General features: G+C 49.2%; 9 protein-coding genes and 2 pseudogenes. 5 read left to right on the top strand and 6 right to left on the bottom strand.

What is annotated here, in order from left to right; all coding sequences use genetic code 11:
* From OCU49_RS23505 to OCU49_RS23480, 6 genes are all read right to left on the bottom strand, one after another.
* Positions 1–1,776 (bottom strand): acyl-CoA dehydrogenase C-terminal domain-containing protein, encoded by a 1,776-nt coding sequence (locus OCU49_RS23505; protein ID WP_261842941.1) that lies wholly within the window; start codon positions 1,774–1,776, stop codon positions 1–3.
* Positions 1,777–1,792: 16 nt separating this feature from the next.
* A complete protein-coding gene (locus tag OCU49_RS23500; protein WP_261842940.1) occupies positions 1,793–4,141 on the bottom strand; it encodes a 3-hydroxyacyl-CoA dehydrogenase/enoyl-CoA hydratase family protein in 2,349 nt (782 codons plus the stop codon).
* On the bottom strand, positions 4,141–5,265 hold the full coding sequence (locus OCU49_RS23495; RefSeq protein WP_261842939.1) for a thiolase family protein: 1,125 nt from the start codon (positions 5,263–5,265) through the stop codon (positions 4,141–4,143). Before OCU49_RS23495 ends, OCU49_RS23500 begins: the two co-directional genes overlap by 1 nt.
* Positions 5,266–5,313: 48 nt before the next feature.
* On the bottom strand, positions 5,314–5,724 hold the full coding sequence (locus OCU49_RS23490; protein ID WP_261842938.1) for a MerR family transcriptional regulator: 411 nt from the start codon (positions 5,722–5,724) through the stop codon (positions 5,314–5,316).
* A 3-nt stretch (positions 5,725–5,727) separates the two neighbouring features.
* Positions 5,728–7,356, bottom strand: a complete 1,629-nt coding sequence (locus tag OCU49_RS23485; protein WP_261842937.1) for a long-chain-fatty-acid--CoA ligase — start codon at positions 7,354–7,356, stop codon at positions 5,728–5,730.
* Positions 7,357–7,627: 271 nt separating this feature from the next.
* The gene (locus OCU49_RS23480; RefSeq protein WP_261842936.1) at positions 7,628–8,884 is read right to left on the bottom strand and encodes an OmpP1/FadL family transporter; all 1,257 of its coding nucleotides are present in this window, start codon (positions 8,882–8,884) and stop codon (positions 7,628–7,630) included.
* Positions 8,885–9,135: 251 nt separating this feature from the next.
* Here OCU49_RS23480 and OCU49_RS23475 point away from each other — a divergent pair, with 251 nt between their 5' ends.
* The 5 genes and pseudogenes from OCU49_RS23475 to OCU49_RS23455 form a co-directional block, all read left to right on the top strand.
* Complete coding sequence (locus OCU49_RS23475; protein ID WP_261842935.1) at positions 9,136–10,395, top strand: DEAD/DEAH box helicase; 1,260 nt, start codon at positions 9,136–9,138, stop codon at positions 10,393–10,395.
* A 394-nt stretch (positions 10,396–10,789) separates the two neighbouring features.
* Positions 10,790–12,034, top strand: coding sequence for an FAD-dependent oxidoreductase (locus tag OCU49_RS23470; protein WP_261842934.1), 1,245 nt, complete (start codon positions 10,790–10,792; stop codon positions 12,032–12,034).
* A gap of 13 nt (positions 12,035–12,047) precedes the next feature.
* Entirely contained in the window at positions 12,048–12,341 is a 294-nt protein-coding gene (locus OCU49_RS23465) for a sarcosine oxidase subunit delta (protein ID WP_261842933.1), read from the top strand.
* A gap of 2 nt (positions 12,342–12,343) precedes the next feature.
* Positions 12,344–12,631: pseudogene (locus tag OCU49_RS23460) on the top strand (2Fe-2S iron-sulfur cluster-binding protein); the annotation flags it as partial.
* A gap of 249 nt (positions 12,632–12,880) precedes the next feature.
* Positions 12,881–13,543, top strand: a pseudogene (locus OCU49_RS23455) (NAD(P)/FAD-dependent oxidoreductase); the annotation flags it as partial.
* Between the last annotated feature and the right edge of the window lie 5 nt (positions 13,544–13,548).

The raw sequence follows: 13,548 nt of genomic DNA, 5'->3' as shown, positions 1-13,548 counted from the left end.
TTAAAAACTGCTCTCTTCCAGATGCATTATGCTGCTTTCGCCAGCCATAATACTGGCGAATAAACTGCTGCTTTGTGGCAGCAGTTTTTGCATAAAGAAGCGGGCGGTATGCAGCTTTCCTTTGTAAAAACCACTTTCCTCATCAGGCTGCAGCAAAGCAATTTCAGCCATTTTGCACCACATGTATCCCAGCGCAACCAAACCGAATAACCGCAGATAGTCACTGGCGACTGCGGCAGCCGCTTCCGGATTTTTCAGGCCGGTAAGGGCTATTTGCTGGCTGGCTTTCTGTAGTCGGCCAAAGGCTTTACTGAGTGGGCCTGTAAATTCAGATAATTCAGTATTAGCCTGCTGGTTTTCAAGATAATTCTGTATCGGATGGAAGAAGTGACGCAGGTAACGGCCCGCTTTTTGTGGCATTTTCCGACCGATCAGATCCAGTGCCTGAATGCCGTTGGTGCCTTCATATATTTGTGCAATTCGGGCATCTCTTACCAGTTGTTCCATACCGTTTTCACGGATAAAGCCGTGACCGCCTAAAACCTGCATGCCTAAGTTTGTGCATTCAAAGCCAAGGTCGGTGAAAAACGCTTTTACTACAGGGGTTGTTAGCTGCACAAATTCATCAGCGTCCTGTCTGACGGTTTTATCACTGTGCTTACGGGAAGTGTCCAGCTGTATAGCAACCCAAAGCCCGAAAGCCCGACAGCCTTCAACGTAAGCTTTTTGAGTGAGAAGCATACGGCGAACATCAGGATGGACAATGATTGGATCTGCCGCTTTTTCCGGATGTTTTACTCCAGAAAGAGAGCGTCCCTGTAAACGTTCCCGGGCATAGCTGACTGAACCCTGATAAGCGGCTTCAGCCAGTCCCAGTCCCTGTACACCAACCGCCAGACGGGCCTGGTTCATCATAGTGAACATGGCGCGCATGCCTTTGTGTAAATCGCCGATTAGCCAGCCACTAGCCTCATCAAAGTTGATCTGGCAGGTTGATGACGCCTTGATACCCATTTTATGTTCGATACCGCCACAGCTGACCCGGTTATCTATCAGTGCATCATCATCAGGGTATTTTTTCGGTACCAGAAATAGACTGATACCTTTAATGCCCTCTGGTGCATCCGGAGTACGGGCCAATACCAGGTGGATGATGTTTTCGGTCAGATCATGTTCGCCGGCAGAGATAAAAATTTTGCTGCCTGTTAACTTGTAGCTTCCGTCTGCCTGAACTTCGGCTTTAGTACGGCACAGACCCAGGTCAGTACCGCAGTGCGGTTCAGTCAGACACATAGTGCCAGACCAGTTGCCATCGGCGAGTTTAGGCAGGTAAGTTTGTTTAAGCGATTCGTTGGCATAACGGCTGATGGCCGAGTAAGCACCAAAGCTTAGCCCCGGATAAATGCCGAACGACAGGTTAGCCGAACAGATCATTTCTTCCAGTAAAGTATTAATGGTTTTAGGTAAACCACTGCCACCGTACTCTGGATCGCAGGCCAGTGCAGCCCAGCCGCCATCACAAAATTGTTTGTATGCGGCTTTGAAACCTTCAGGCGTGCTTACTTTCCCATTGCTGAACAGGCAGCCCTGTTCATCGCCGCTGTGATTCAGTGGCTGGAGGACTTCACTGGTGAGTTTACCGGCTTCTTCCAGAATGCTGTCAATCAGCTCCTGATTAACATCTTCGTAACCGGGCAACTGGTTTAACTGCAGTGCATCTAAAAGTTCGTAGAGCACAAACTGCATGTCGCGGATCGGGGGCGTGTAAGTCAGCATAACCTTTCCTCTAATGTCAGTTGCGCAGGGGTTTACCGGTTAGCAACATGTGTTCAATGCGCGCCAGGGTGTCAGGGTGTCGGATGATGCTCATGAAGTTTTGCCGTTCAAGGCTCAGTAAGTCATCCTCACTAAGTGGTTTGCTAACATCGGTATCACCGCCGGAAATGATATCTGCTACATGCAGCGAAACTGTTTTGTCATGTTGGGTGGCTTTACCATTGCGTACAAAGCCATTAACGGCCATTTCAAATGCCAGTTTGCCGCTGCTGCCGGGCAAATTAAAGTCAGCAGACTTAGGTGGCTGATAATTTTTAGCCAATTGCAGGGCGGTGGCTTTGGCGTCTGCCAGCAGTCGGTCACGGTTCATGGTGATCTGATCATATTGTCGCAGAACCTGATTGCTGCGGGCTTGCTCGGCTGATTTGGCCACTGCTGCTGTAGATATCAGTTCAAAGACTTTAGCGGGAGCTGGCATTGGACCTTGCGGATAATTCGGTTTCTGCTGCCAGCGTGCCAGCATTTCTTTACAGCCACCCCAGGCGGGCACCAAGCCGACACCTACTTCAACTAGGCCGGTGTAGGTTTCTATATGCGCCTGAATTGCATCACTGTGCAGCAATACTTCACAACCGCCGCCCAACGCCAGCCCGCTGGGTGCACTGACCACTGGAAAAGGTGCGTACTTAAGCGCTTTAAAGGTTTGCTGACCCGCCATTACCATGGCTTCAATGTCTTGCCAGGCGGCGATATTAGCGGTGAACATGGCCAGACCGAGATTGGCGCCAACAGAGAAGTTTTCCCCTTCGTTATAGATAACCAGGGCTTTATGATTTCTTTTTACTACTGCGATGCTTTGCTGTAGAAGCGCCATTATATCCGGGTCCAAGGAGTTCATTTTGGATGTAAACTCAAAGCAGAGAACACCGTCACCAATGTTCCACAGTGATGCTGACGAGTTCTTCAGCAGGGGCTGCTGATGACGTTTAATATCCGCCAGCAGCAATACGCCATCAGGGCGGATTAATGGCTGATAACGTCCGTAAACGTCCATGAAATGCAGCTGTTCGGAGTGCTCCTTATAGGCCTGAAGGCTATACAATGGTCTCCGGGCAGTGGTTGCCAGTATGGGAGGCAGACTAAAGCCATCGGTTTGAAGGTGTTCCGCCAGCCAGCCAGTTCCCAGTATGTCCATGAGTTCAAAGGGACCATACTTCCAGTTATAACCCAGCCGCATCGCCGCATCTATGGAGGTAATATCTTCAGCAACTTCGCCCACCAGGTTTGCAGCGTAACAGAGCGTTTGCGCCATAACCCGCCAGGTATACTGACCATACTTATCTTCCCGGGAAAGCAGGTGACGGAGTTTGTGAACCCGGGTATCTGCACCGGGTACTTTAGGGCGCAATGCTGGTGTGTAGTCTCCGTTATTCAGGCAAATGGCTTCCTTTGCTGGCGGAGTCTGACTCCGGTCCAGCCGGTAAAAGCCCCCTTTGCTTTTACGACCGGTATAACCCTGGCTGATCATTTTGTCTATCAGTGGTATATGGCGTTGTAGCTGAACAAAAGGGTCGTGTTCTGGTAATGCCTGACACATGGCACCAACAATCGCCGGCATCAGATCAATACCGACCAGGTCCATTAATCCAAAGACACCGGTTTTCGGTATGCCACAGGGCTTGCTTAACAGGGCATCGGCCTCTTCGATACTAAGGCCCATATCAATGGCTTCAACCAGCGCACAGTAGATCCAGAAAATCCCTAACCGGTTAGCAATAAATCCCGGGCTGTCCTTACAATGAATGACTGTTTTACCCAGCTGCAGGTCAGCGAAGTTTTCCAGCTGCTGTATCGCTTCCGGATTGGCCTTTTCTGCGACGATTTCCAGCAGACGCATATACCGGGGTGGATTAAAGAAATGGCTGATACAGAAGTCAGCAGCAAAACTTTCCGGCAGCCCCTGTACTAAACAGTGAAGCGGCAAGGTAGATGTATTGGAAGACACGATACTGCCTGGCTTACGTACAGCATCTATCTGTTTATAAAGGTTTTGTTTAAGTGCCAGGTTTTCGCTGACGGCTTCTATAATCCAGTCACATTCGCTGATTAAGTGCAGATGGTCATCAATGTTCAGCGGGGTAATGAGTTTGATGTTGCGCTTATGAGTCAGGGCTTCGGGATTGGATTTCAGTAAGCGGTTGACCGCATTGCGGGCAATGTTACTGCGTTCAGGCTGCTTTTCCTGAGAATGTTCGTCAACCCGGTCAAGCAGCAGAACCGGTACACCGGCATTGGCAATTACTGCTGCAATACCAGCACCCATGGCACCCGCACCTATTACTGCAATCTGTTTGATGTTACTCATCAGATGGCCTCCAGCAGTGTAGCTATCCCCTGACCACCACCGATACATTGAGTTGCCAGTGCGTGTTTACCGCCACTCTGGTGAAGCAGGCTGGCGGCTTTACCAACAATCCGTGCGCCACTGGCGCCCAGAGGATGACCCAATGCAATTGCACCACCATGCTGGTTTACTTTTTCAGGATCCAGCTCAAGCTCACGAATGCAGGCCAGTGCCTGACTGGCGAAAGCCTCATTAAGTTCGATAACATCCAGTTCGCTGCTGTTAAGACCCGCCCGTTGCAGAGCTTTTTTGCTGGCCGCTACCGGGCCCATACCCATTACTTCAGGGGCACAGCCTGCAACGGCGACAGTTTTAATATGCGCCAGCATTGGCAGATTATGCCGACGCGCATAGCTTTCTGAGCAAACCAGAACAGCGGCCGCGCCATCGGTCAGTGGCGAGCTGGTGCCGGCGGTGACACTACCATCGCTGACAAAGGCCGGATTTAATGTTGCTAAGCCTTCTGCACTACTTTCGCCACGAATACAGCCATCCTGCTGTAGCTCTTCTAACGGAATGATTTCTTCCGTCAGTAGTCCCTGTTGCTGCGCCTGCAGCGCTTTTTGCTGAGAACTGATGGCAAAGGTTTCCTGTGCTTCACGGCTGATGTTGTAATGTTCAGCAACCACTTCTGCCGTTTCTCCCATGCTCATATAAATCCTGGCATTTTCTTTATAGAGCTTTTGGTTTGGCAACGGGTTATAGCCCATCATGGGGATACGGCTCATACTTTCTACACCGGCACAGATGAACGCATCCCCGGCACCCATCGCTATACTCCCTGCAGCCATATGTATGCTCTGCATGGACGAGCCACACCAGCGATTAACGGTAGCCCCCGGGATGCAGTCAGGCAAACGGCTCAGGAATACCAGCATCCGGGCCATATTGAGACCCTGTTCACCTTCCGGGAAGGCGCAACCACAGAGTAAATCTTCGATTTGAGTGGGATTAATTCCGCTGTTTCGGACCAGGCCGCGGATCACTTTTGCTGCCAGAGTATCCGGGCGAACTCCGGCAAGGGCGCCTTTATGGGCGAAATCGAAGGGAGAGCGGCAATAGCCGGCGATTACTGCTTGTTCCATAATGCATTCCTGCCTGTAGCGTCTGTATCAGAGCCTTAAGAGCTGCCGTTAGTGATCAGTGCGTCCACTTACCTGAGAGTCTTCATCGTTTAGTGCTCCCAGACACTGATTGCGAATATCTTTAAGTTCTTCAAGTACCTGTAATAAAGCATCCTGCTGAATTTCCAGGTCTTCAATGCGTGCGCATACTTTTTTATAGAGCAGTGTTAGCTGCCCGGTTTGTTTTATATCGGTGGCATACAGGTCCAGAAAATCACTGATATCTGCCAGTGAGAAGCCTAAGCGTTTACCTCGCAGAATCAGCTTCAGTCGGGCTTTGTCTTTACCTGTATAAATTCTGGTATTGCCCGCGCGTTCCGGAGAAAGTAAATGTTTACTCTCATAAAAACGGATAGTGCGCGGTGTAATGCCTAATTCACGGGCCAGTTCCGGTACGGTGTAAAATGCCTGTTTGCTCATACATCAGATCCGCACGGCCGCGCCAATCTTGGTCTGCTGTTCTTCGACCAGTTCTTTTTTCGACAGTTTACCGACCATGGTTTTAGGTAACTCGTCACGGATTTCAATGTCTTTAGGCATTTCTATGCGTGATAAACGGTCTTCCAGGAAGGTTTTAATACTGTCGCCTTCCAGATCTTCATAACCGGTTGCCAGTTTAACGAATGCCTTTGGCGCCTGTCCCCGATATTCGTCATCGATGCCTATGACAATGGCTTCAGCAATTCCCGGGTGACAATACAGGGCATCTTCAATATGCCGGGGATAGACGTTATAACCGGAACAGATAATCAGATCTTTTATACGGTCCACCAGGAAGATGTAACCTTCCTCATCAGCGTAACCAATATCGCCACTGTGGAGTCCGCCGTTAATAATCGTGCTTTTTGTTGCTTCAGGGCGTTGCCAGTAGCCCATCATTACCTGTGGGCCACTAATGACGATTTCGCCTTTTTCTCCTTGTGGCAATTCCTTCCCCGGTTCTGCCGGGTCCTGAATACTGATCAGCGTACTTTCTAATGGTAGGCCGATAGAGCCGGCTTTAATTTTGCCTTCAAACGGATTCACTGTTGCGACCGGACCGCATTCAGTGAGGCCGTAACCTTCTACCAGCTTGCAGCCGGTAGCTTCCTCAAAACAGGCTTTGGTTTGTACAGGTAAAGGTGCTCCACCGGAGATGCAATAGTTCAGGCTGGAAAGGTTTAGCTTACTCAGATTAGGCGCATTATTGATGGCGGTATAAATGGTTGGTACGCCGGGAAACAGCGTCGCACCTTTTGTTTGCAGAGTTTTAAGTAACTGATGTAGCTCGAAACGTGGCAGCATTATTAGCTCTGCGCCGATGGATATACCGAAGTTCATTACCACTGTCATGGCAAATACATGGAAAAAAGGCAGTACACCGAGCATCTTTTCCTCGCCTTCTATTACGCTGGGGATGCACTGACGAATTTGCAGGGTGTTGGCGGCAATATTTGCATGGCTGAGCATTGCGCCTTTGGGCTGGCCGGTGGTGCCGCCGGTGTATTGCAGTACAGCCAGGTCTTCAGGATCCAGAGTAACAGGGTGGAAATGGCCGTCAGTATTACTTAAGCGAGTGAATGAAAGATGGGCCGGATCTTTTGGAAAATTAGCAATTTCTGAACGCTTCAGCACCTGAAACAGGACACTTTTTACCGGTGGCAGAATATCTGACATAGCGCAGACAATAATTCGCTGCAGGCAGGTGGTTTCGAGACAGGCATGCACCTTAGGATAGATCTGTCTGAGGTTCAGAGTGACCATTATTTCGGTACCGGAATCCTCTATTTGATAAGCAATCTCGGAACGGGAATATAACGGATTGAAATTGACGACTGTGCCACCAACTTTGAGTATCGCGTAATAACAAACCAGATGATAAGGGGTGTTTGGCAGGCATAAGCCTACTTTACTGCCTTTTCCGACGCCCATCTGCTGAAATCCTTTCGCTGCGCGGTTAACCAGATCGGAGATTTCAGCATAGTTGTATTTTTTATCCAGAAAGTCGACACAGGGATGCTCAGAGAACCGGCTAACAGCCTGATCAAAGTAACTGACAACGGTAGTATTCATGTCACAGCTCCCGGATTTGTTTTGATTGGGAAGCGCATGACAGCAGCATATTTGTGAAACAACTGAGTTTGCTTAATAAGCTTACTTAACTTATTTAACAGAGTTACTGAAAGCGTCAGGCGCTATAAGTAAGTGTAGTTCCCTATAGGTCACTTGCAATTGTGGCACGTGAGTTATGTAACCTGGGCTCGTCAATTAGCCCTCAGATACAGGGCTGTTTAAGTGGCTGGGCGCGTCAGCCCGAAGGTACTGCTCAGAATAATGAGGCAGTCTAGAACGTCATCACCAGACCTAAGCTGAGAATATCTATTTTAGAGTCAAAGCTGCCGGAATAACTGGTAGGCACCGCCACACTGGTTCGGCTGTCAGAGACGGAAGCCTGCTCAGTGAATATATGTGAGTAACCAATGTTGAATCGGGTTTCAGGTGTTATCTGATATGCCGCTCCGACAGATAGCCACTGGCAGTCTGAATCCGGAGTGCCGGCAGAGCGATACTCATCAATTGCGGCGCCCTCATCATATGCAAAGCCCAACTTTAATTGCAGTTTGTCGCTGTATTGATAGTTTGCCCCAATAGCTGCAAACAGAGTGTCTTGCCAGAAGTAATCAATGGTAGAGATATTCGCGCCGGTGGTGCTGTTATTAATAACCAGCTGATCCAGCTTTGACCAGTCAGTCCAGGCGAAGTCTGCCAGCAATGACCACTTATCGCTGACTTTCTGATACCAGCCAACAGAAGCGACTGCCGGTAGAGTGACATGGGTTTCAGCATTCTGGGTGCTGATGCCAATTACTTTAACGGTGCCTTGTATCTGATGCTTAATCTGTGACCGGTAATTGATACCGATCCGCCCATCATTACTGTATTCATAGAGCAGACCCAGACCATAGCCCCAGTCAATATCGTCTGCTTCAATAACTGAGGTGGTTGCAGTATTCAGCCCAGTGGTTATTTGCCGTGTTAACGTTCCTTCTACTTTTTCTAATTGCAGGCTTGCTCCCAGTGACAGGTTGTCAGTGAAACGATAAGCCAGAGCAGGGGCGATGTTGATCGTTTTAATTTCACTTTTAACGTTGGCATTAGCGCCTACCCAGTTTTTGTCGTATTCAGAGGACAATGCAAAAGGCGAGGTTATCGCCAGACCAACTTTAAGCCGTTCATCCATACTCCAAACGCTGAAGAAGGCAGGTACAACCGCATCGACAGCACCGTTTTGCTGAGTGTTAGTAAAAGGTGTCCCCGCGGTTGAATTGCTTCCATGCTGATATTCGGAACTGGGACTTATATAGGTAAGGTTCGCTTCAAACTGATTGCCTTTGAGACGGGTCATACCGGCTGGGTTATAAAATACAGTGTTTGGGTCATATGCTTTCGCTGTTTGACCTGCAAATGAGTTTCCCTGGCCTTCAGCACTGTGTCCTTTTAGTTGGAATCCGGCTGCCTGAAGGACAGTGGATAAGCCCAGGCTACATATGAAAGTGCAGGCACTGATGAAGTGAAGAAGCATAGAACGGGGTAACTGCATAGATTCTCCGCAGACACTGCAACCATGGATTGGTTTTAAGGTGTCGTTTTTTCTTATAATTCGCTGCAAAGCTTGAGTATTTTCAATTAAATGCTTTGCAACTTTACAGAATCTTAATGGCAGTAAAAGTTCTGTACCAGATATACCGGTTAATTTGCGCTGAAGTGTCTCTAACAGCCGCTAAATCCTCTACAATAGGCGCAATTTTTATTCTCTGGTCATTTAGAGTGGCCGCCGGAAAAGGTTTTACCATGAAGTTCTCATCTCTCGATTTATCCGCTGATCTGTTAAGCGCACTGGATGCCTGCGGTTATGCCGAAATGACGCCGATACAACAGCAGGCAATTGTGCCGGCGCGCCGTGGCAAGGATATTCTCGCGAATGCTCAGACTGGAACGGGTAAAACTGCGGCGTTTTCATTGCCGATCCTGCAACAGATGATTGAGCGTCCGAAAACGGTACAGCCGGGTTATGTCCGGACGTTGATCCTGACACCGACCCGGGAACTGGCGGAGCAGTTGGGAGAAACAATTGGCCGTTACGCGCAGAACTCGTCGTTCAGTGTATTAGCTCTGTATGGCGGTACTACGGTTGCTAAGCAGGCTAACAAGTTAGCAAAAGGTATTGATGTCCTGATTGCTACTCCGGGACGTCTGCTTGAGCATTTGGTGGAATGTAATCTGCAGTTATCTCAGGTTGAGTTTCTGGTAATGGATGAAGCCGACCGAATGCTGGATATGGGCTTCTTACCGGATGTTAGTAAGATCCTGCAGCAAACACCTGAGAAGCGGCAGAGTTTATTGTTTTCGGCGACGCTTTCGCCTGACGTGAATACGCTTTCCAGGCAGCTGTTAAAGCGTCCGGAAGTGATTCGGGTAGCGAAGCAGAATGTGGTTGCTGATACCATCGATCACGTGGTTTACGAAATTGATGAGCAACGTAAAGCTGATCTGTTTTCTAAACTGATCAAAGAACAAAACTGGTTTCAGGTATTAGTGTTTACCAGCACTAAAGCGCAGGCAGACAGCCTGGCAGTCGACCTGAAAGTAGACGGTATTAAAGGTGTTATTTGCCATGGTGATATCAGTCAGGGCGCCCGTCGCCGGGCACTGGCAGACTTCAAATCTGGCAAAGTACAGGTATTGATTGCTACTGAAGTTGCGGCCCGGGGGCTGGATATTCAGGGCCTGGAGCATGTAGTGAACTTCAATCTGCCATACCTGGCAGAAGATTATGTTCACCGTGTGGGCCGTACTGGCCGCGCAGGAATGCCGGGTAAAGCTATTTCGTTTGTAAGCCGCGAAGAAGAGCGGACGCTGAATGATATCGAGCATTTGATTGGCAGCCGCATCAAGCGGGTACATATGCCAGGTTTTGAAGTCAGTAAGCGGGAAGGCCTGAAAAAATATCTGAAAAAGGCCCGTAAAGCGCCACGCAGTAACAAAGAAACCCGTACTAAAATTGTTAAGTCTGCTGCTGCCGGCAAAAAGAAACCTTCCAAACGGAAGTAAGCCATGTTTGCTGAGCTGGTATGTTGGAATGCCAGCTCAGTATGTAATATTTTGTTTTCGCCAGAGTCTCTTCATACCGGAAAAGATATGTGCTTGTGGAAGGCTGGTATTGTGTAGTGAATAGAACTGATCAGATTATTAGTGAAACTTATATCTCTGGTATGCGTTTCAATAAGTGATCATTTCGATAGATTTTTTTCTACTTATAGTAAAAAAGCGAAGTTTTTCAGTAGATTTTTCCGTTCTCAATAAGTCCTCCTTGTTACCATTATTAGTATTACTACTAATTCCCGCAAAGCGTTGCACCTACTGGTTATATTGCCGATATTTGATAGATCAAGGGGCGTTTCGACGCGTCCGGTCCTAACAAAACACCCGCGGTAGGGAGGCAATAATGCCTTTTGGCTTATTAAAATATGGTCTGAGCAAGGATTATCCGGCTCAGCATCATTTCACACCCAGCAGCACCGAACTGAAGAAACATTACGACGTCGTCATTATTGGCGCCGGTGGCCATGGTGCGGCCTGTGCATATTACCTCTCTAAATATCATGGTGTGACGAACATCGCGGTGCTGGATAAAGGTTATCTTGGCGGCGGTAATACTGCCCGAAACACTGCGGTTATCCGTTCCAATTATCTGACCGAAGAAGGTGTGGGTTTTTACCGCGATTCTGTTGAACTGTATCAGAACCTGAGTAACGAGTTCGGTTACAACATCATGATGGAAAATCGCGGTCAGCTGACACTGGCGCACAGTGATGCTGCCGTTCGCAGCTTCCGCTGGCGTGCTGAAGTTAACCAGCATATGGGCGTGCGCTCTGAGCTGGTTGACCGTAAAACCATTCGCGAAATGGTGCCAAATCTGAATATGCCGGAAGATGGCCGTTATCCAATTATGGCAGGTCTGTGGCATGCCGATGGCGCAACTGCACGTCACGATGCAGTGGCCTGGGGTTACATGAAAGGTGCCTGTGAGCGTGGTGTGGAACTGCATCAGCTGACAGAAGTTGAAGACGTACTGATCACTAACGGCAAGGTAAATGGTGTTAAAACGAATCGCGGCACCATTAGCTGTGGTTCAGTTGTTCAGGCAGTTGCCGGTACCAGCTCTATTGTCGCTGAAATGGCGGGCATTAAGCTGCCGGTTCACAGCTTCCCACTACAGGCGATGGTTACCCAGCCTTATAAGCCACTGCTAACGCCTCATGTTAGCTCGCCACATGTTCACGTTTATGTGCATCAGACCTCCCGTGGTGAATTTGTTATTGGCGGTGGTTCAGATCCATACCCGCTGTATAACACTCGTTCTACCCTGGATATGAAGGAATCGCTGGCGGCTGCCGCTCTTGAATTATTCCCATTCCTGTCTCAGGCACGATTGATGCGTCAGTGGGCGGGTATTACCGACATGACGCCTGATTACAGCCCGATTATGGGACTGAGCCCGGTAGAGAACTATTACCTGGATGCCGGTTGGGGTACCTGGGGCTTCAAGGCGACGCCGATTTGCGGCAAGACCATGGCAGAACTGGTTGCGACCGGCAAGCCACCTGAGCTGATCAAGCCATTCGAGCTGGAACGCTTTTACCGTCATCAGCAAATCAATGAAGCCGGCGCCACTGCGGCCAGCCACTAAGCGGGAGAGCATTATGAAAATATTAAACTGTCCGCTGAACGGGCCACGGAATATCTCAGAATTTGTCTATGGCGGTGAGTTGCATGCCATGCCTGATCCGAATCGCTGCGACAGCCGCGAGTGGGTTGAACATGTGTATTTCCACGAAAATGCGGCGGGTATCGTACGTGAATGGTGGTGTCATAGCGCGACTTCTTACTGGTTTTTGGCAGAACGAAACACCATTACTGATGAGATCATCAGAACATTTCCAGCCAGTGAAGTATTTAATCAGCGGGTTGAATTTAACGCTGTGGAAGGAGAATAAAAGTGCCTGTTTATAACGATAACCGACTGGCCAAAGGTGGTTTGCTGGTAGATCGCAGCGAAACCGTCAGTTTCTCTTTTGATGGTCGCGAATTTAAAGGTTTTGCCGGCGATACGATTGCCAGCGCTCTGGCCGCTAACGGCCAGTGGCTGATTAGCCGCTCATTCAAATATCACCGTCCCCGTGGTGCCTTAACCATGGCGGGCCAGGACGCTAACACGCTGGTTCAGTTACCGTCTGACCCCAACGTACTGGCGGACCGGGAAGTTATCCGTAATGGTCTGAATGTATCCGGTCAGAACTTCAGCGGTAGCCTGGAAAAAGATGCCAGCCGTCATCTGGGTATGTTCAGCAAGTTCATGCCAGTCGGCTTTTATTACAAGGCGTTTTATAAGCCAGCAGGTGCCTGGGAAAAATGGGCGCCAGTGATCCGTAAGGCAGCAGGTCTGGGTGTTGTAGACGATACTTTTAAACCTGAATATTACGATAAGCAGTATCGCTTCTACGATCTGGTTGTCGTGGGTGCGGGACCTGCAGGTATGACTGCAGCGATTCAGGCGGCTGAACAGGGCGCTAAAGTTCTGCTGGTAGATGAAAACCCTATTCTTGGTGGCAGCCTGGCCTACAGCCGGCTGGATGCTGAAGGCACGCAGGCAGAAGCGCTGCGTCAGGCAATGATTGCCGATATCGAAAGTCATGCCAATATCGAAGTGAAGCTGAATGCTGTGTGTAACGGCTATTTCGGTGATAACTGGTTCCCGGTGATTCAGGGTAAGCGTCTGTACAAAGTACGGACCAAAGAAGCCATCATGTGTGTGGGTTCGCTGGAGCAGCAGGCGGTTTTCCATAATAACGATCTGCCGGGCGTGATGATGTCCAGTGCAGTACAACGTCTGATCAAACTATACGGCGTTAAGCCAGGTCAGAAAGCCGTTGTAGTAACCGGTAATGATGAAGGTTACGCCTGCGTACTGGATATGCTGGATGCCGGCATCGAAGTTGCGGCGGTTGCTGAGTTGCGTGATAGCGCACCGGAAAGTGAACTGATGCAGGCTGTCAGCCAGCGTGGCGTTCGCATTTTAAGTAATCATGCGGTTTACGCAGCGACTTCCCGTTCAGATAAGAAACATCTGGCCAGTGTCGAAATTCGCCAGCAGATCAGCAAAGGTACATGTGCTAATAGCGGTGAAACTTTCACCTGTGATCT

The sequence above is a fragment of the Aliamphritea ceti genome, from assembly GCF_024347215.1.
In the GTDB taxonomy this organism is placed as follows: Bacteria; Pseudomonadota; Gammaproteobacteria; order Pseudomonadales; family Balneatricaceae; genus Amphritea; species Amphritea ceti.
This window is presented reverse-complemented; position numbering and strand designations above follow the sequence as displayed.

Coding starts and splice junctions, on each gene's coding strand:
- OCU49_RS23490 (WP_261842938.1), bottom strand. CDS start 5,724: ATGAGCAAACAGGCATTTTACACCGTACCGGAACTGGCCCGTGAATTA.
- OCU49_RS23465 (WP_261842933.1), top strand. CDS start 12,048: ATGAAAATATTAAACTGTCCGCTGAACGGGCCACGGAATATCTCAGAA.
- OCU49_RS23480 (WP_261842936.1), bottom strand. CDS start 8,884: ATGCAGTTACCCCGTTCTATGCTTCTTCACTTCATCAGTGCCTGCACT.
- OCU49_RS23500 (WP_261842940.1), bottom strand. CDS start 4,141: ATGAGTAACATCAAACAGATTGCAGTAATAGGTGCGGGTGCCATGGGT.
- OCU49_RS23495 (WP_261842939.1), bottom strand. CDS start 5,265: ATGGAACAAGCAGTAATCGCCGGCTATTGCCGCTCTCCCTTCGATTTC.
- OCU49_RS23475 (WP_261842935.1), top strand. CDS start 9,136: ATGAAGTTCTCATCTCTCGATTTATCCGCTGATCTGTTAAGCGCACTG.
- OCU49_RS23485 (WP_261842937.1), bottom strand. CDS start 7,356: ATGAATACTACCGTTGTCAGTTACTTTGATCAGGCTGTTAGCCGGTTC.
- OCU49_RS23470 (WP_261842934.1), top strand. CDS start 10,790: ATGCCTTTTGGCTTATTAAAATATGGTCTGAGCAAGGATTATCCGGCT.
- OCU49_RS23505 (WP_261842941.1), bottom strand. CDS start 1,776: ATGCTGACTTACACGCCCCCGATCCGCGACATGCAGTTTGTGCTCTAC.